This window comes from Methylocystis sp. (assembly GCF_050251305.1).
Lineage (GTDB): Bacteria > Pseudomonadota > Alphaproteobacteria > Rhizobiales > Beijerinckiaceae > Methylocystis.
In genome coordinates this window covers 1-18,815 of record NZ_JBFWNB010000062.1, presented here as the reverse complement: position 1 = coordinate 18,815, position 18,815 = coordinate 1, and the positions used below count along the sequence as shown (strand labels likewise).

The 18,815-nt window shown below is 64.7% G+C and carries 14 protein-coding genes and 1 pseudogene; 10 read left to right on the top strand and 5 right to left on the bottom strand.

All coding sequences use genetic code 11. From position 1 onward, the window contains the following. Window positions 1-77: 77 nt before the first annotated feature. From AB7F41_RS15465 to AB7F41_RS15455, 3 genes are all read right to left on the bottom strand, one after another. Window positions 78-1,433 carry a L,D-transpeptidase family protein gene (locus AB7F41_RS15465; RefSeq protein WP_428381157.1) on the bottom strand — a complete coding sequence of 452 codons (1,356 nt, stop codon included), beginning with the start codon at window positions 1,431-1,433 and terminating at the stop codon, window positions 78-80. A gap of 165 nt (window positions 1,434-1,598) precedes the next feature. Then, complete coding sequence (locus AB7F41_RS15460; RefSeq protein ID WP_428381155.1) at window positions 1,599-2,330, bottom strand: arginyltransferase; 732 nt, start codon at window positions 2,328-2,330, stop codon at window positions 1,599-1,601. Between the two features lie 87 nt (window positions 2,331-2,417). Beyond that, window positions 2,418-2,900, bottom strand: coding sequence for an RDD family protein (locus tag AB7F41_RS15455; protein WP_428381154.1), 483 nt, complete (start codon window positions 2,898-2,900; stop codon window positions 2,418-2,420). 181 nt (window positions 2,901-3,081) lie between these two features. Here AB7F41_RS15455 and AB7F41_RS15450 point away from each other — a divergent pair, with 181 nt between their 5' ends. The 3 genes from AB7F41_RS15450 (at window position 3,082) to AB7F41_RS15440 (ending at window position 6,730) form a co-directional block, all read left to right on the top strand. Then, complete coding sequence (locus tag AB7F41_RS15450; protein ID WP_428381152.1) at window positions 3,082-3,330, top strand: DUF2312 domain-containing protein; 249 nt, start codon at window positions 3,082-3,084, stop codon at window positions 3,328-3,330. A gap of 89 nt (window positions 3,331-3,419) precedes the next feature. Beyond that, window positions 3,420-5,087: an outer membrane beta-barrel protein gene (locus AB7F41_RS15445; protein WP_428381150.1), complete on the top strand. Its 1,668-nt coding sequence runs from the start codon at window positions 3,420-3,422 to the stop codon at window positions 5,085-5,087. 116 nt (window positions 5,088-5,203) lie between these two features. Beyond that, the gene (locus tag AB7F41_RS15440; protein ID WP_428381148.1) at window positions 5,204-6,730 is read left to right on the top strand and encodes an AAA family ATPase; all 1,527 of its coding nucleotides are present in this window, start codon (window positions 5,204-5,206) and stop codon (window positions 6,728-6,730) included. 8 nt (window positions 6,731-6,738) lie between these two features. Here the strand turns inward: AB7F41_RS15440 and AB7F41_RS15435 are convergent. Both AB7F41_RS15435 and AB7F41_RS15430 read right to left on the bottom strand, forming a co-directional pair. Beyond that, a pseudogene (locus AB7F41_RS15435) lies at window positions 6,739-7,721 on the bottom strand (zinc-dependent alcohol dehydrogenase family protein). A 20-nt stretch (window positions 7,722-7,741) separates the two neighbouring features. Next, window positions 7,742-8,173: a GNAT family N-acetyltransferase gene (locus tag AB7F41_RS15430; RefSeq protein WP_428381146.1), complete on the bottom strand. Its 432-nt coding sequence runs from the start codon at window positions 8,171-8,173 to the stop codon at window positions 7,742-7,744. A gap of 9 nt (window positions 8,174-8,182) precedes the next feature. Here AB7F41_RS15430 and AB7F41_RS15425 point away from each other — a divergent pair, with 9 nt between their 5' ends. From AB7F41_RS15425 to AB7F41_RS15395, 7 genes are all read left to right on the top strand, one after another. Beyond that, window positions 8,183-9,151: a polysaccharide deacetylase family protein gene (locus AB7F41_RS15425; RefSeq protein WP_428381144.1), complete on the top strand. Its 969-nt coding sequence runs from the start codon at window positions 8,183-8,185 to the stop codon at window positions 9,149-9,151. 197 nt (window positions 9,152-9,348) lie between these two features. Next, window positions 9,349-12,174 carry a preprotein translocase subunit SecA gene (gene secA / locus AB7F41_RS15420; RefSeq protein WP_428381141.1) on the top strand — a complete coding sequence of 942 codons (2,826 nt, stop codon included), beginning with the start codon at window positions 9,349-9,351 and terminating at the stop codon, window positions 12,172-12,174. Window positions 12,175-12,193: 19 nt separating this feature from the next. Then, window positions 12,194-12,607: a surface-adhesin E family protein gene (locus AB7F41_RS15415; protein ID WP_428381139.1), complete on the top strand. Its 414-nt coding sequence runs from the start codon at window positions 12,194-12,196 to the stop codon at window positions 12,605-12,607. A 116-nt stretch (window positions 12,608-12,723) separates the two neighbouring features. Then, complete coding sequence (locus AB7F41_RS15410) at window positions 12,724-13,944, top strand: 6-phosphofructokinase (protein WP_428381137.1); 1,221 nt, start codon at window positions 12,724-12,726, stop codon at window positions 13,942-13,944. 233 nt (window positions 13,945-14,177) lie between these two features. Next, entirely contained in the window at window positions 14,178-15,443 is a 1,266-nt protein-coding gene (clpX, locus tag AB7F41_RS15405; protein WP_428381135.1) for an ATP-dependent Clp protease ATP-binding subunit ClpX, read from the top strand. A gap of 245 nt (window positions 15,444-15,688) precedes the next feature. After that, a complete protein-coding gene (lon, locus tag AB7F41_RS15400) occupies window positions 15,689-18,118 on the top strand; it encodes an endopeptidase La (protein WP_428381133.1) in 2,430 nt (809 codons plus the stop codon). A 284-nt stretch (window positions 18,119-18,402) separates the two neighbouring features. After that, the gene (locus tag AB7F41_RS15395; protein ID WP_428381131.1) at window positions 18,403-18,684 is read left to right on the top strand and encodes an HU family DNA-binding protein; all 282 of its coding nucleotides are present in this window, start codon (window positions 18,403-18,405) and stop codon (window positions 18,682-18,684) included. Window positions 18,685-18,815: the final 131 nt, after the last annotated feature.

Here is an 18,815-nt window from a genome sequence, read left to right as displayed (position 1 = left end):
TCGTCTTCGACCGACCTGTGCGGCGGAACCTGGCGCGCGTCGCGAAGCGACGCCGCCGCGCAAGAGCGCCGCCGCGGTTAGCGGGGGCGCTCCTCGAAGTAGCTGTCGTCGTCTCCTGAAAACAGCCCCTCGCCGCCCCGCATCGGGCGCGCCGCCTGGACGACCGTTGGCGCGGCAGAGTCGGCGCCGGCGGTCGAGCGCACGCCGAGACCGTCGCGCTGGTAGATGTCGTCGCGGAACTGGGTGACGCCGTCCGGCGTCGCCCAGGCGGTCACATACACCCAATAGACCGGCACGGCCGGCGTGATCTTGACGTCGACGCGCTCGCCGGAGGCGATGACCTCATCGATATGGTCGCGGTCCCAGCCGGGCGTCTCCTTCAGCAGCCAGGCGACGTAGTCTCGAACGTTCTGCAGGCGGATGCAGCCTGACGAGACGAAGCGGAAATCGTCGCCGAAAACGCCCTTGGCGGGCGTGTCGTGCATGTAGACCCCATAGGGGTTGGCGATGTCGATGCGCACGACGCCGAGCGAATTGAAGTCGCCGCCGATGTCCTGGCGGAAGCGGAAATTCATGGCGTCAAGCGAACGCCAGTTGATCTGCTCGGGCTGCAGCTCCTGATTTTCCTTGTTGTAGACGCGAATATGGTTGTCGTGCAGATAGTTGGGATCCGCCTGCATCTTCGGGATCAGGTCCTTGCGGATCACCGACGCCGGCACCGTCCAGAACGGATTGAAATTGACCTGGATGGCCTTGGTCTGCATCACCGGGGACTGGCGGTCGATTTTGCCGACGCCGGCGATGTGGTGGGTGACGACCTCGCCGCCCTCGACCGTCTCCACCGACGCGGCCGGAATATTGGCGGTCACGTAGCGGTTGCCCAGGTCGCGCGAAAAGCTGCGCAGGCGCACGAGGTTCGTCTCGAGCTGCTTCAGCCGGATCTCGGCCGGAACATTCATCGCCTGAATCGTCTGCTGGTTGACGACGCCGGTCGGAATGATGCCGTGACGCGACTGAAACCGGCGCACCGCCGTTTCGACATAGGAATCGAACACCGGGCTTGCGCCCGTTTCGGCCCCGATGTCGTTGGACGCGATCAGGCGGCGACGCAACGCCGATACGGCGGGGCCATTCGAGCCGAGCCGCAACTGCTGGCCGAAAGGCACCTGCGGCCAGCCGCCGTTGGCGACCATCTCGCGAACACGCTCGATCGCCGCTTCAGTGGCGGCCACCGTCTGAGTCGACAGGATCGGCGTCGTCGACCGAGACACAGCCAGACGGGCGTCGGCGTCATAGCGCTGGGCCCACTCGGCCTGTCCGCCCAGGTCCCAGGCTCCGGAGGCGGGCGTGAGAGCGACCGCGCCAAAGCAAAGCGCGACGCCGCGTGCAAGCTGAATAACTGTGGATTTTCGCACAGATCGCTCCAATCGCATCGCCGGGGACGGCCCCGGCGGTCAAGCCGAAAGACGGCGCCGCCGAGTGGACCGCGCCGCAACTTTGATCGAGTTGTGCATCTTCAGCGTTAACAAGGCGCGAATAGTCCGGCGATTTTGTGGCCTGCCGCGGCGCGGGACGCGATGCGCAGCGAAATCCTGGGTTCAGCCGACGCGCACCCATCCGCTCATCCCCAGTCGCTCCTGGGGCAGGAAACGGGATTTGTATTCCATCTTGCGCGACCCTTCGACCCAATAGCCGAGATAGACATGCAGCAGGCCGAATCCGCGGGCGCGCTCCGCATGATCCAATATCATATAGGCTCCAAGCGACCGATGCTCTAGCTCGGGTTCGTAAAACGAGTAGACCATCGACAGGCCGTCCGAGAGCCGGTCGGTCAGGCAACAGGCGACGAGCGCGCCCCTTTCGCCATTCGCTTTTGCGATACGATATTCGATGAGCCGCGTGTCGACGTGGCTGTCTTCGACCATCATCTGATAGTCGACCATGCTCATGTCGGCCATGCCGCCGTCGGAATGTCGCGCGCCGACATAGCGGCGAAACAGGGCGTATTGCTCATGCGTCGCCCGCGCCGGCCGCGTTTCGACGATGAGGTCGGCGTTGCGCCGACAGACCCGCCGCATGCCGCGCGACGGCGTGAATTCGGCGATCTTCACCCTTACGGAAACGCAGGCGCGGCACTGCTCGCAGGCGGGACGATAGGCGATGGTCTGGGACCGGCGGAAACCCGATTGCGTCAGCGTGTCATTGAGCGCAGGGGCGCGCAGGCCGATGAGATGCGTAAAGACCTTCCGCTCCTCGCGGCCCGGCAGATAGGGGCACGGCGCCGGAGAGGTCAGATAGAATTGCGGCGCGTCGCGCGGCTCTTTGGTCACGCTCGAAGATCCTAGGACTTAATTTTAATCTAGAGCGCCCGCACCGCGCGCGCCAAGATCAGATTTGCGGCGTCGAAGGTGCAGATTTTAAGACGAGCGGCGCAGAACGATCACGTCCGCAAGCATGTCGTGCAGGCAGCGCTTGTCGCTCGTAAACAGCGATACGAGCAGCAGCGGCGGGAACAGCCAGGTGATGTAGAACAGCACCGCATGGACCGCCGCCTGCAGAAACGGCGTCGGGTTTCCGTCCATCGTGCGCATCTCCAGGTCCATGAACGCCATGCCGGGCGTCGCCATTCGCCATCCCGAGACCGTCAGCCCGTTGTAAAAAAAGGCGACGATCGGAAACAGAGGCGGCAGGATGAAGGCGGACAGCCCCGCGCTCAGAATGAAGAGCGCGACGAACAGCGCCGCCGACATGCCGGCGACGAGGATCAGGTCCAGCGCGACGGCCATGACGCGGCGCGTGCGCACGCCCTCGAGCGCCTGCGGCGGAATATAAGGCGCGGCGCGCGGTCCGATCGGGCCGAAGGGCTGTTCGCGGCTGGAAAAGGGATCGCGTTCGGTCATCTCAGCGGGCGGCCTTTCAGTTGACCCGCCAAAGATCGGCGGCTTCCGCGGCGGTTTCAAGTCTGCGCGCGGCTGCGGAATGCGGGGATTAGTCATGGCGCCGCCTTGACGAGCGCCGCCGGATTGTCGCAAGGCTCCGCCAGCCGGCGCGCGCCCCGCCCGCCCGGAGCAGCCTCGGGACATGCACATGGACAGCAACGCCGTCGACGGCGGACATTTGCGCGCTTTCATCGAGCGGATCGAGAAGCTCGAGGAGGAAAAGCGCGCGATCGGCGACGACATCAAGGACGTCTACGCCGAAGCGAAGGGGACCGGGTTCGACCCGAAGGTGATGCGCAAGATCGTGTCGCTCCGCCGGCAGGACAAGCACAAGCGGCAGGAGGAGGAGGAGATCCTCGATCTTTATCTCTCCGCGCTCGGCATGGAATAGGCCGTAAGGTCTCGTTAACCATATTTCCTTAACGCTGGCTGGGCGCCTCAGCGCTAACGCGCGGGGATCGCGCACGCGCGAGGGAAGACGTGCCGCCGGACAGCCTACCGAGCCGAGCCGCATTTGCGGCGCTCTGCGTCGCGTTTGCGACGCTGGCGGCTTCGCCGGGCTCGGGGGCGCCGAAGTCGCGGGAGCGGGACGCCCGGCTGCCCGCCCCGGCCCTCGCGCCGCTCGACCGGCCCGCGCCGCCCCTGCCTCAATTGGACGTCGAGATTCCGGCCGGCGCGGAACAGCTGACGCACGGCGCGACGGCCGACAAGGAGCAGCCGGTTTCCGGCTACGCCAATTACAGCGCGCCCAGGAAAAAGGACAAGCTGCCGAAGCCTTATCCGCAGCGGCGCGTATATGCGCCGCGCCCGTTCAGCCCGAAAAACCCGCTTCCGCCGCTCGAACCCTATCGCAAATCGCCTCAAGCCAAGGCGCTTCTGAAGCTGCGCGGCACGACGACGGCGGAGCCGCCGCCGCCGATTCCGCCGCCGGTCACGGTCGCCGCCCTGCCGACCCTGCCGCCGAAGCCAAAGCCACGACTGGAGCAAAAGCCCTTCGAGCCGCTCGGAATCGGCGTCGGGTCGATGCGATTCTCGCCCTTCGTCGAGTTCTCGGGCGGCTATGACGACAATCCGAACCGGCTGGCGCCTGGCACGGTCGGCAAGCGCGGCTCGTCAGTCGTCCGCAGCGACGGCGGCTTCGCGCTGCGCTCGGATTGGTCGCGCCACAGCCTCGTCGCCGAGCTGCGCATGGGCTACGCGGCCTATCCGGAATATTCGGCCGCCAACAGGCCCGACGGCGGCGGCCTGCTCGTCGCGCGTTACGACGTCACGCGCGACACGCAGATCGACTACAAGATGACGTTTTCGATGGACACCATTCGTCCCGGCGCGCCGGGACTCTCCACCGGCGAGACGGACGTTTACGTCGTCAACCGGCCGATCGTCATCGGCGCAACCGCTCAGCCCGGCGTCACTCATCGCTTCGGCAGACTCCTTGTGTCGCTGAGAGCCGCGTACGAACGCGTCAATTACGAGAACGGCATCAACAACAACGGCACGATTCTCAATCTCGCGGCGACGAGCTACAACGGCTTTGGCGGGGGCGGCAGGATCGCCTACGAGATGACGCCCGATCTTCAGCCCTTCGTCGAAGGCGATTTTGAACGCCGCCTGCACGACAGTCCTGTCGACTTCAACGGCTATTACCGGGACAGCGTCGGATTCGCCGTCCGCGGCGGCGCCGTGGTCAAATTCAGCGAATTGCTGAGAGGCGAAGCGGGCGCCGGCTGGGGCGAACGCAATTACGTCGATCCGCGACTGACGACGCTGCGCGGTCCGATCATCGACGCCGCGCTGATCTATGCGCCTTCGGCGCTGACGACCGTGACGCTGCGCGCCAACACCACGCTCAATGAAACGACCTTGTCGGGCGCCAGCGGCGTGCTGACACAATCATACAGCCTGCAGCTGTCGCACGATCTCCTGCGCAATCTGAATGTGAGCCTGCTCGGCTCCCACTTCATCAACGACTATCAAGGCGCCGACGTCTTCGAAAGAGGCTACGCCGCCGGCGTGAAGATCGACTACAAGATCACGCGCGCCATTTCGTTGCGCGGCAGCTTCTTTCACGAGGTTCTCGATACAAGCTTTCCCAACGCCGACTACATTGCGAACACGCTGCTCGTCGGATTGCGGTTTCAGCTCTGAACCGGCGGCTCTTCCATCAGCCGGTCCGTTGCGTCATCGTTGCGCAGCAGGCGATCCGCATCATCCGACCCGCGCATGGCCGCGAGTCATGATCTGAGGCCGAAGCGAGGCGCTGCATGGATTTTGGCGCGCAGGACGAAATCGTGCGCTTTCTGGCCACGCTCGACGGCGGCGCGGCGCGAATCGTCACGACCCATATTTCGGTCGTCGCGCTCTGCCAAACGCGCGCCTACAAGCTGAAGAAGGCGGTGCGCTTTCCCTATCTCGACTTCTCGACGCCGGGCCGGCGAATGGAGATGTGCGCGCGCGAAGCGGCGCTCAACGAACGTTTTGCGCCCGAACTCTATCTCGGGGCGCATCGCGTCACGCGAGAAGCGGACGGCCGATTGGCGCTCGACGGCGCCGGCGAGACCGTCGACGCGGTGGTCGTCATGCGGCGCTTCGCCGACGACGATCTGTTCGAGCGTATGGCGAAGGTTGGCCGCCTGACGCCGGCGCTGGTCGAGGCGCTCGCGAGTCGCATCGCCAGCACACATGACGAGGCCGCGCCGGATGATCGACGGGGCGGCGCGGCGGCGATGCGGCGGACGCTGGACGAGACCGCTTCAAGCCTGCGCAACGCGGCCGCCGCCAGTCCGCAGCAGATCGACGCGCTGGTCGCGCGGCTTGGCCGGGCGCTCGACGCGCACGGCGCGCTGCTCGACGCGCGCAAGACGCAGGGCAAAGTGCGCCGATGCCACGGCGATCTGACGCTGCGCAACATCTGTCTGTTCCAGGGCGCGCCGACGCTCTTCGACTGTCTCGAATTCGACGAGGATCTCGCCACCATCGACGTGCTCTACGACGTCAGCTTCCTGCTGATGGATCTTTGGCGCATCGGCGCATTTGCCTTGGCAAATCTGGCGTTCAACCGCTATCTCGATGCGCGCGACGAAACCGACGGGCTTCCGCTTCTCCCCTTCTTCCTGTCGTTGCGCGCCGCGATACGCGCGCATGTCGAAGCGTCGCAAGAAAACGCCGATCGCGCGCGCCTCTATTTCGATCTTTCGTCGGCGCTGCTCGCGCCCGCCACATCCGCCGTCATCGCGATTGGCGGACTCAGCGGCTCGGGGAAATCGAGCGTCGCCCGAGCGCTGGCGCCGCTGCTCGGCGGCCCGCCCGGCGCGCGCATCGTTAACAGCGACCGAATCCGCAAGCGGCTCTTCGGCGTCGCGCCGACCGCGCGTCTTCCGCAGGAGGCTTATGCAAGCGCCGTTTCCGAAAAGGTCTACGGCGAAATGTTCGACGTTGCGGCGCGAACCGCCGCGCTCGGCTGGCCCGTCATCGTCGACGCCGTCTTCGACCGTCCTCAGGATCGCGCGGCGATCAGAACGGCGGCCGAACGCCTGCGGACGCCATTCCTGGGGGTCTGGCTCGATCTCGATCTCGACCGGCGCGCGGCGCGCGTCGATGCGCGCGTCGACGACGTGTCCGACGCGACGCGCGACGTGCTCGCGGCGCAGATGGAAAAGCCGACCGGCGAGATGGAGTGGCTGAAGATCGACGCGTCGAAAGACACGGAGACGGTCGCCGCCGAAATCAAGATGGCGATCGATTCCGCATTGCCGGCGGCGACCTGCGGCCTCACCCCCGACGCGCGCTAGAGCGCGCGCTACGGAATGAGCACCGCCGCGCCTTGCAGCCGTCCGTCGCGCAGATCGGCGAGCGCTTCGTTCGCCTGCGCCAGAGGATAGCGCGTCGTATGCATCCTCAGCGGCAGCGTCGGCGCGAGCGCGAGAAACTCGCGGGCGTCTTCGCGCGTGAGATTGGCCACCGAGAGCAGCCGTCGCTCCTCCCAGAGCAGCGCGTAGGGAAAACTCGGAATGTCGCTCATGTGAATGCCGCCGCAGACGACAGCGCCGCCCTTCTTCGTCGCGGCGAGCGCGCGCGGCACAAGCGCGCCGACCGGCGCGAAGATCAGGGCGGCGTCGAGCGGCTCCGGCGCGGGCGCGTCGGACTCCTGCGCCGAGGCCGCGCCGAGCGAGCGCGCAAAATCGGCGGCGGCTTGATCTCCCGGCCGCACGAAGGCGTGAACGCGCCTGCCTTGCGCGATCGCCACCTGAGCGATGATATGCGCGGCGGCGCCGAAGCCATAAATGCCGATCACCTCCGCCGGACCCGCCATCTTCAAGGTGCGCCAGCCGATCAAGCCCGCGCACAGCAGCGGCGCGAGGGTCGCCGGATCGCCGGTCTCGGGCAGCGGGAAGCAATAGGATGCGTCCGCGACGGCGTGGGTCGCATAGCCGCCGTCGCGCGTGTAGCCGGTGAAGAGCGGGTCGTCGCAGAGGTTTTCGCGCGCGCTCACGCAATAGGCGCAATGCCCGCACGTGTGGCCAAGCCATGGAACGCCGACCCGCTGGCCAAGCGAGACGCCGGTCGCGCCGGCGCCGATCGCCTCGACGCGTCCGACGATTTCTGGCCCGGAATGATCGGCAGCTTCGGCTGTGTGAGTTCGCCGTCGACGACATGGAGGTCGGTGCGGCAGACGCCGCAGGCCTCGACCCTGAGCCGCACTTCGCCGGCCGCCGGCGACGGGACCGGCCGCTCTTCCATGATCAGCGGCGTGTTTGGCCGCCGCAGCGCCATGTCCTTCATCATGTCCTTCGTCATGTCGGTCATTGCAGCGGCTTCCGAAAGAACAGCCGCGCATGTCCGGGCGGGAAGCCGTCGATCTCCCCCGCACGGGCAAATCCGAGACCCTCGTAGAAAGCCGCCGCCCGGGAATCGAATGTGTCGACATAGACCCCGACGCAGCCGCGCGCCCTGGCCAGCCGCTCGGCTTCCGCCATGAGCAGACGCCCGAGGCCGCGGCTGCGTCGGGGTTTGTCCACCCACAGATGGCGCACATAGAGCCAGCGCCAGTGCGACACGCCGTTCAGCCCGGCGACGAGGCTCCCCTGCGGATCGCGCGCCACGATGCAGACGGGCCTTTCGTCGCGCGGCCCGAAATGGTCCGCGACCTCGTCGCCCAGCCTTGCCGCGAGTTCGGCCGACTCCATCTCTTCGATTGAAAGGGCGATCTTCTCAATCCCCTGGCTTTTGATCATGATCGCGCCGTGAAACGGTTTTTTGTCCTGCTATTGTGGGCGTGCGTCGCCTGCGCCGCAACGGCCCGCGGCGAAGACGGCCTCTGCGGGCCCGCCGAGATTCGGCCAAAGCCGGCGGCGGCGCCGGCGCGGGTGCGCGATTATGCGCCGGTTTTCGAACTTTGCGTCAAAGACGGGGTGTCGCGGCTGGCGATCCGACGGATGAACGTCGATGGGACGCCGCTGATCCTGACCGTCGACCCGCAGTCGCTGCAGACGTCGCTCGAACGCGCCGCATGCTGGCGCTGCGCCGAGACCAGCGACGCGGCGCAGGCGGAAACGCGCTACCTCAAGACGCTCCGTCCGCCGCCGGACCCTGCGCGGCCGGCGGCGCTGGTCAACGCCGGCCTCATTCACGGCGCCGGCGCCGGCGCCTTCGTGACCGGCGACCTCTGCCCGAGCCGCAAGCGGCTCGACCGCAGCTTTTTTGAGAAGCTGGCCGCGCAAGGTCCGCGCACGCCGGTGACGCTGGCGGTGTCCGGCGCCTGGCTGCAGCGGCACCGCGCCGATTTCGCCTGGCTGCGTGAAAAGGAGCGGACCGGGGCGCTTGCCATCGTCTGGGCCAACCATTCCTACACCCATCCCTATGTCGCCCGTCTTCCCGACAGCCGGAACTACCTCATGCGGCGGGGCGTCGATCTCGATCGGGAGATTTTCGAGACCGAAAAGCTGATCATCGCGCAGGGCGAAACGCCTTCGGTGTTTTTCCGCTTTCCCGGACTGGTCGCCGACGCCGAGCTGCTCGAACGGGTTCGCAGCCGCCATCTGGCGCCGCTGGGCGCGGACGGGTGGCTGGCGCTCGGACTGCGCCCGCGCCCGGGATCGATCGTTCTCGTGCACCCCAACGGCAACGAGCCGGCGGGCCTGCGTTTGTTCCAGCGACTTGTCGAGACTGGCGCGATGCCCCTGCCCCTGCGACCGATCAATGACGCGCCCTAGCGCGAAAAACGCCCTTCATTGACAAGGTTTCCGGCGGCTCTTATCTCTCCGGCGGAAATGCCGCGTCGATCTCGGCGCCCCGCCGTTGGCGCGATGTCGCAGGCGGATGTTATTCATGCATCATGCGACGCTCCGCCGGCCGCCGTCCCCGGCGCGCCGACAAGGCGGCAGACGCTGCGGGAGAAAGGTTCGCAAGAATGATCGGCGCACTCGCCAAAAAGATTTTCGGCACGGCGAACGATCGCCGTCTCAAGACCTATGCGCCAAAGGTCAAAGCGATCAACGACCTCGAGCCGGACGTCGAGGCGCTGACCGACGAAGAACTGAGAGACCGCACGCGCCAGTTCCGCGAAGAGATCGCCGCCGGCAAGACGCTCGACGATCTGCTCATTCCCGCCTTCGCCACCGTCCGCGAGGCGGCCAAGCGCACCCTCGGCCAGCGCCATTTCGACGTGCAGCTGATCGGCGGCATGGTGCTGCATGAAGGCGCGATCGCGGAGATGCGCACGGGCGAAGGCAAAACCCTCGTCGCCACCCTCGCCGTCTATCTCAACGCGCTCGCCGGCAAAGGCGTCCATGTCGTGACGGTGAACGACTATCTGGCGAAGCGCGACTCCGAATGGATGGGGCAGATCTACAATTTTCTCGGCATGACCGTCGGCGTGGTTGTGCATGAGCTGACGGACGACGAGCGCGCGAACGCCTACGGCTGCGACATCACCTACGGCACGAATAACGAATTCGGCTTCGACTATCTGCGCGACAATATGAAATTTGAATTCTCGCAGATGGTGCAGCGCGGCCATAATTTCGCGATCGTCGACGAAGTCGACTCGATCCTGATCGACGAGGCGCGCACGCCGCTCATCATTTCGGGCGCCATCGACGACAAATCCGATCTCTACAATACGATCGACAAGCTGATCCCCAAGCTCAACGCCGACGACTTCGAACTCGACGAGAAGCAGCGCACGGTTCATCTCACCGACGCCGGCAATGAGCATATGGAGGAGCTGCTGACCGAGGCCGGCGCTCTGACCGAAGGCGCGCTCTACGAGGCGCACAACGTCACGCTCGTGCATCACGTCAATCAGGCGCTGCGCGCGCATAAGCTCTTTCAGAAGGACAAGGACTACATCGTCCGCAAGGGCGAGGTCGTCATCATCGACGAATTCACCGGCCGCATGATGCCGGGCCGCCGCTATTCGGAAGGCCTGCATCAGGCGCTGGAGGCGAAGGAGCGCGTGCAGGTCCAACCCGAGAACGTCACCCTCGCCTCGATCACCTTCCAGAACTATTTTCGCCTCTACGACAAGCTCGCCGGCATGACCGGCACCGCGGCGACGGAGGCGAATGAATTCGCCGAAATCTACAAGCTGGACGTCGTCGAAATTCCGACGAACCGCCCGGTCTGTCGTCTCGACGAAGACGACGAGGTCTATCGCACCTCCAAGGAAAAGCTCGGCGCCATCGCCGCCGAGATCAAGGAGGCGAACGGGCGGCTGCAGCCGCTGCTCGTCGGCACCACCTCGATCGAAAAGTCCGAGCAGCTGGCCGAGTTCCTGCTGTCGCAGGGCTACAAGATGATCGACTTCGCCGATCCGAAAGGCCTCTCCAAACTCTACGACGCGGCGCGCTCCGGCAAGCCGTCGAAGCTCTTCGCGGTGCTCAACGCGCGCTTCCACGAGCAGGAAGCCTATATCGTTGCGGAAGCGGGCGTGCCCGGCGCGATCACCATCGCCACCAATATGGCCGGCCGCGGCACCGACATTCAGCTGGGCGGCAACGTCGATATGCGCGTGGCGCAGGAATGCGCCAGTCTCGAAGGCGACGCCTCCGCCAAAAAGGAAGCCGAAATCCGCGCAGAGATCGCGGGCTTCAAGGAGAAGGCCATCGCTTCCGGCGGCCTCTACATCATCGGCACCGAGCGCCATGAAAGCCGGCGCATCGACAATCAGCTGCGCGGCCGCTCGGGACGTCAGGGCGACCCCGGCCGCTCGAAATTCTTCCTGTCGCTGCAGGACGACCTCATGCGCATCTTCGGTTCGGAGCGCATGGATTCGATGCTGGTGAAGCTCGGCCTGCAGGAAGGCGAAGCCATCGTCCACCCCTGGATCAACAAGGCGATCGAGAAGGCGCAGCACAAGGTCGAGGCGCGCAACTTCGATATCCGCAAGAACATCCTCAAGTTCGACAACGTCATGAACGACCAGCGCAAGGTGATGTTCGAGCGCCGGCGCGAGATCATGAATGAGGAAAGCGTCGAGGAGCAGGTCGCCGATATGCGCGCCGATGTCGTCGACTCGATGGTGTCGCTGCACATTCCGCACGACGCCTACGCGGAAGCCTGGGACGTCGACGGCCTTGCGGAAGAGGTGAAGGCGAAACTCAATCTCGACCTGCCGGTCGCCGATTGGGCGAAGGAAGAAGGCATCGCCGACGAGGAGATCAAGGAGCGCCTGCTGGAGGAAGCAGACGCCGCCTACGCCGAACGCGTCGAAAAGAACACCGAGCCGCTGATGCGCATGATCGAGAAGCAGGTCGTTCTGCAGTCTCTCGATACGCTATGGCGCGAACATCTCGTTGCGCTCGACCATCTTCGGCAGGTGATCGGCTGGCGCGGCATGGCGCAGCGCGATCCGCTCAACGAATACAAGTCCGAGGCGCTCGAGCTGTTCAAGGGTCTGATGGCGCGCTGGGACGAAACGGTGACGGCGCAACTGATGCGCGTCGAAGTGTCCTTCGAGGCCCCGCCGTCCGCCCCGCCGGAGTTGCCGCCGATGGAGATGTCGCATCCAAATCCGGAGGCGCTGATCGGCGGCGGGCCGCAGGGCGGCTCGCTCGACGAACTCAACACGCGGCTCGCGGCGGCCGATTTCTCGGCGCGCGGGCTCGCCGTCAGCGAGGCGCCGGCGGCGCGCGATCCGGCCAATCCGGCCACCTGGGGCAAGGTCGGCCGCAACGAGCCCTGCCCTTGCGGCTCAGGCAAGAAATACAAGCATTGCCACGGCGCTCTTGTCTAAGTCGCAGATGAGGACGGCCATGTGGAAGATCAGCGTTTCGGCTCTGCTGTCGGCGCTGGCTTCTTCCGCATCGGCCGGCGGCGACTGGACCCAGGTCTCCAAGGACGATTTTTCGACCATTTACATGGATCCCGGCTCCCGCCGCGCGTCGCCCGACGGAATCGTCACGATCGACGCGCTGACCGATTACAACGCCGCCTCGCCGCAAGCGGCCCCCTTCGGCCTCGCCGAAAAGGGGCTGTCGGAAATCGAGACGGCGTCGTTCGATTGCGCCAATCGCAAATACAGATCCGAAGGCGGCGGCTGGCGCGAAGGCCAGATGGGCAAGGGCAAGATCACCAAACCCTATCCGCCGAAAAACGGATGGTCGCCTGTGCCGCCCTATTACGAGAGGCTCTTCGCCAAGGTCTGCGCGCGCCAGCCCTCAAATTAACCGTCACGCCAATTTGAACCGCCTCGCGCCTGAGAATATAAGCGCAGCGCGGATGAAACGCCGAGGTCCCGCCAGGAGCGGGACAGCGGCCGCCGCGACGTTTGCAGGAGCTTGTCGTGACCGCGATCGATTTTTCCAAAGTCCTCGTCGCCCAGGGCGGCGGCCCCACCGCCGTGATCAACCAGTCGCTCGTCGGCGCCGTGTTGGAGTCGCGCAAATTTCGCGAAGTCGAAAGGGTCTATGGCGCCCTGCACGGCGTTCGCGGGATCGTGAACGAGGATTTTGTCGATCTCACCCAGGAGACGACGCATAATCTCGAACTCGTCGCCTGCACCCCGTCGTCAGCCCTCGGCTCGACGCGCGACAAGCCCGACCTCAAATATTGTCAGGAAATCTTCCGCGTCCTGCGCGCGCATGGCGTCGGATGCTTTTTCTATATCGGCGGCAACGACTCGTCGGACACGGTGCGCATCGTTTCGCAGGAAGCGCAGAACGCCGGCTATCCGCTGCGAACGATTCACATTCCGAAAACCATCGACAATGATCTGATGGTCAACGATCACACGCCGGGCTTCCCCTCGGCGGCGCGCTGGGTGGCGCAGGCGTTCGCCGGCGCCAATCTCGACAATTGGGCGCTGCCCGGCGTCTATATCGCGGTCGTGATGGGCCGCCACGCCGGCTTCCTGACCGCCGCCTCGGCCCTCGGCAAGAAGTTCCCCGACGACGGCCCGCATCTCATCTACATTCCCGAGCGCGCCTTCATCGTCGACAAATTCCTGGCCGACGTGAAGGTGACTTTGGCCAAATACGGCCGCTGCGTGATCGCGATTTCCGAGGGCGTCAGCGATGAAAACCATACGCCGATCGCCGAAAAGCTCGCCAGGACGGTCGAGCGGGACGACCACGGCAACGTCCATCTCGGCGGCGGCGCGCTCGCCGACGAACTCACGCGTCTTGTGAAGGACCGGCTCGGAATCAAGCGGGTGCGCGCCGACACTTTCGGCTATGTCCAGAGAAGTTTTGTCGGCTGCGTCTCGGACGTCGACCAGCGCGAGGCGCGCGAGGTCGGCGAAAAGGCCGTCCAATACGCGATCTGGGGCGACCGCGACGGCTCGGTGACGATCCACCGGACGGGGTTCTACTCGGTCGACTATCATCTGACGCCGCTCGTCGAGATCGCCGCGAAAACAAAAGTGATGCCCGACGAATACATTAGCCCCTGCGGCACCGACGTCACCGACGCCTTCCGCCTCTATCTGCGGCCGCTGCTCGGAAGCGGGATGCCGGACGCCTACCGCCTGCGGCCGAACCGGGTTCCCAAAATCCTCACCACATGAGCCGGGCGCGTGGGCGCCTTTCTTGCTACGACAGGTTTTCCGGCTGAGGTTGCAATTTGGCCGTCGTGTAAAATACACTAACTAGTCATGGTTCTCGGGCGCTCGTCGCTGACGGCCGAAGCAGTGAACGGGAAGCGGGCACGCCAACTGCTTCCACCTTTTGTTAGCTTGGCGCCGGTAACACAGGGATTCGGGCCGATTCGCCCGGCAGTCCGGCCCGATAGGAGAACATTATGAGCAAGGTCGGCGGCGGCGATTCCAAAAACACGCTTTACTGTTCCTTTTGCGGCAAGAGCCAGCACGAGGTGCGGAAGCTCATCGCCGGACCGACGGTGTTCATCTGCGATGAATGCGTCGAACTGTGTATGGACATCATCCGCGAGGAGAACAAATCCTCGCTCGTCAAGCAGCGCGACGGCATTCCGACCCCGCGAGAAATTTGTAAAGTTCTGGACGATTACGTCATCGGCCAGGCTCAGGCCAAGCGCGTCCTTTCGGTCGCGGTCCACAACCACTACAAGCGCCTGAACCATGCGACGAAGCATGGCGATGTCGAACTGGCGAAGTCCAACATTCTGCTGGTCGGTCCGACCGGCGTCGGCAAGACCATGCTGGCGCAGACTCTGGCGCGCATTCTCGACGTGCCCTTCACCATGGCCGACGCGACGACCCTGACCGAAGCGGGCTACGTCGGCGAGGACGTCGAAAACATCATCCTCAAACTTCTGCAGGCGTCCGACTACAACGTCGAACGCGCGCAGCGCGGCATCGTATATGTCGACGAAATCGACAAGATCTCGCGCAAATCCGACAATCCCTCGATCACCCGCGACGTGTCGGGCGAAGGCGTCCAGCAAGCGCTCCTGAAGATCATGGAAGGCACTATCGCCTCGGTGCCCCCGCAAGGCGGCCGCAAGCATCCGCAGCAGGAATTCCTGCAGGTCGACACGACGAACATCCTGTTCATCTGTGGCGGCGCTTTCGCTGGCCTCGAGAAGATCATCTCCGCCCGCGGCCGCAACACGTCGATCGGATTCGGCGCCACGGTGCAGGCGCCTGACGAGCGTCGCACCGGCGACATTTTTAGGCAGGTGCAGCCTGAAGACCTGCTGAAGTTCGGGCTTATCCCAGAATTCGTCGGCCGTCTGCCGGTCATCGCCACGCTCGAAGACCTGGATGAGGAAGCGCTCAAGAAGATCCTCACCGAGCCCAAAAACGCGCTGGTCAAGCAGTATCAGCGCCTCTTCGAGATGGAAAACGTCGAGCTGACCTTCCAGGAGGACGCTCTTTCGGCGGTCGCCCGCAAAGCGATCGAGCGTCATACCGGCGCCCGCGGGTTGCGCTCGATCATGGAAGGAATCTTGCTAGACACGATGTTCGATCTGCCGGGATTGGAGGGCGTCGAACAGGTCGTGATCGGACCGGAAGTCGTCGAGGGCAAAGCCCGGCCGCTCTATATCTACGCTGAACGCAGCGAAAAGAGCGGCGCAAGCGCCTGACGGCCCGCAAAGATGCAAAGCGCGGCCGCGCGCGGCGGCCGGTCAGCGGTTGAAGCTTGGGCGCCGCAGCGCCTTGAATCAATTGTTCGCGTACACCATTTGCGTAATCGGGTCGTCGGGCGCATTCGCCGGCGGTTCCTTAATGGCGCGAATTCGGCGGGCGACCGTATCGCGGCCTCAAACCCTAAATCGCCTGCGGTCCGCGTCGCCGCTGAGCGGGGCGCGCCTAGGACAGGACAAGAAAAATGTCGGACGAAAAGCGAGAAGCCGTCACGCCCGGAACCGTCGACAGCTATCCGGTGCTGCCGCTGCGCGACATTGTCGTCTTTCCGCACATGATCGTACCGCTTTTCGTGGCGCGCGAGAAATCCATTCGCGCCCTCGAAGAAGTGACGAAATCCGATCGCTTGATTCTGCTGGCGACGCAGAAGAACGCCGGCGACGACGATCCCGCCACCGACGCCATCTATCCGATCGGCACCCTCGCCTCGGTTCTGCAGCTTCTCAAGCTGCCCGACGGCACCGTGAAGGTGCTGGTCGAAGGCGTGGCGCGCGCCAGCGTGCGCGATTACACGCGCATGGACGACTATTACGAAGCGGACGCCGAAGTGCTCGCTGACGATCTCGGCTCTCCGGTGGAGGTCGAAGCGCTCGGCCGCTCGGTGATCGCCGAATTCGAAAGCTATGTGAAGCTCAACAAGCGGGTCTCGTCCGAGGTCGTCGGCGCAGTGACGCAGATCGACGACTATTCGAAGCTCGCCGACACCGTCGCGTCTCACCTCTCGGTCAAGATCGCCGAAAAGCAGGATGTGCTTGAGACGATCAGCGTCGCGCGGCGCCTTGAGAAATGTCTCTCGCTGATGGAGAGCGAGATCTCCGTCCTGCAGGTGGAGAAGCGCATTCGCACGCGCGTCAAACGCCAGATGGAGAAGACGCAGCGCGAATATTATCTCAACGAGCAGATGAAGGCGATCCAGAAGGAGCTGGGCGACGAGGACGGCAAGGACGACCTCGCGGAGCTCGAGGAGCGCATCAAGAGCACCAAGCTCTCGAAGGAGGCGCGCGACAAGGCCACCGCCGAGTTCAAGAAGCTGCGGCAGATGTCGCCGATGTCCGCCGAAGCCACGGTGGTGCGCAACTATCTGGACTGGATCCTGTCGATCCCTTGGAGCAAGCGCTCCAAGGTGAAGCGCGATATCGTGCAGGCAGAGGAGGTGCTCGACGCCGAGCATTTCGGCCTCGAAAAGGTCAAGGAGCGCATCCTCGAATATCTCGCGGTGCAGAGCCGCGCCAACAAGCTGACCGGACCGATCCTGTGCCTCGTCGGGCCGCCCGGCGTCGGCAAGACCTCGCTCGGCAAGTCGATCGCCAAGGCGACGGGCCGCGAATTCGTGCGCATGTCGCTTGGCGGCGTGCGCGACGAAGCGGAAATCCGCGGACACCGGCGCACCTATATCGGCTCGATGCCCGGCAAGATCATTCAGTCGATGCGCAAGGCGAAGACTTCCAATCCTCTCTTCCTGTTGGATGAGATCGACAAGATGGGAATGGACTTCCGCGGCGATCCGTCGTCCGCTTTGCTCGAAGTGCTGGATCCTGAGCAGAACGCCACTTTCAACGACCATTACCTCGAAGTGGACTACGACCTTTCGAATGTGATGTTCGTGACGACGGCGAATACGCTCAATATTCCGGCGCCGCTGATGGACCGCATGGAGATCATACGCATCGCCGGCTACACGGAGGATGAGAAGGCCGAGATCGCCCGCCGGCACCTCATTCCCAGCGCGGTGCATAAGCACGGTCTGTCGCCCGACGAATGGATGATCGCCGACGACGGGCTGCTCACCCTGATTCGCCGCTACACGCGCGAAGCCGGCGTGCGCAATCTGGAGCGCGAAATCTCCAATCTGGCGCGCAAGGCGGTGAAGGAAATCCTTCTCAAGAAGAAGGACAAGATCGTCGTCACCAACGACAACATCTCCGATTATCTCGGCGTGCCGAAATTCCGCTACGGCGAGGCCGAACTCGAAGATCAGGTCGGCGTCGTGACGGGTCTCGCCTGGACCGAGGTCGGCGGCGAATTGCTGACGATCGAAGGCGTCATGATGCCCGGCAAGGGCAAGATGACGGTGACCGGCAATCTGCGCGACGTCATGAAGGAGTCGATCTCCGCGGCCGCGTCCTACGTGCGCTCGCGCGCAGTGGACTTCGGCGTGGAGCCGCCGCTCTTCGACCGGCGCGACATCCATGTGCACGTGCCGGAAGGCGCGACGCCCAAGGATGGCCCTTCGGCGGGCGTGGCGATGGCGACCGCCATCGTGTCGATCATCACCGGCATTCCCGTCAAGCGCGACATCGCCATGACCGGCGAGATCACGCTGCGCGGCCGGGTGCTGCCGATCGGCGGCCTGAAGGAGAAGCTGTTGGCGGCGCTGCGCGGCGGCTTGAAGAAGGTGCTGATCCCCGAGGAGAACGCCAAGGATCTGGCCGAAATTCCAGACGCGGTGAAGAACGGTCTGGAGATCGTGCCGGTCGCGCGCATGGATGACGTGCTGCGCCATGCGCTCGTGTCGCAACCGACGCCGATCCAATGGCAGGAAGACTCCGCCGCCATCGCCAAGCACGGGGCCGGCATCAGCGACGATGACGGCTCGGGCGTGCGCGCCCACTGACGCCGGGTTCGTCCGGCGAAAGGCTTAACGAGCCCCGCTCCCCCGGAGCGGGGCTCGTTGCGTTTGGCGCCGGCGGACTGTCCCGCAACGCCCGGAATGCGTGATTTTTTCGCGGCGCAGCGGCCATTTCCCGCGGAAATCCAGCGATTCTGCGCCTTTGGCGGCGTGTATCCCTTGCATTTCCTGCGATTCGCGACCAACACTCGCCATCGCTGCGCAACGCCGATTCGAGGTCGCGCATAAACTACGCCGGGCGGCCCGCAGTGAAGGAGAAGGAAAAAGCCATGAACAAACTGGAACTTGTCGAGCACGTCGCGAACGAGACAGACAGCTCGAAAGCGGCGGCGGCCGCCGCCATCGACGCCGTGATCGACGGCATCACCAAGGCGCTCAAGAAGGGCGACGAAGTCCGCCTCGTCGGCTTCGGCACGTTCTCGGTCAAGAAGCGCGCGGCCGGCAAGGGCCGGAACCCGGCGACCGGCGAAGAGATCAAGATTCCCGCCTCGAAGAGCGCCCGTTTCAAGCCCGGCGCGACGCTGAAGACCGCGCTGAACAAAGCCAAGTAGCTTCGCGCGGGGAGGCGCTGAGGTCGCAGGATTATTCCAGAGCTTCGCCTGACGGCCGTCGGATCCCGGCGGCCGTAGCTATTTGGTCGGCTTGCCTCGCGCGGAACCCGCCCTTAAAACCGCGCTGATAC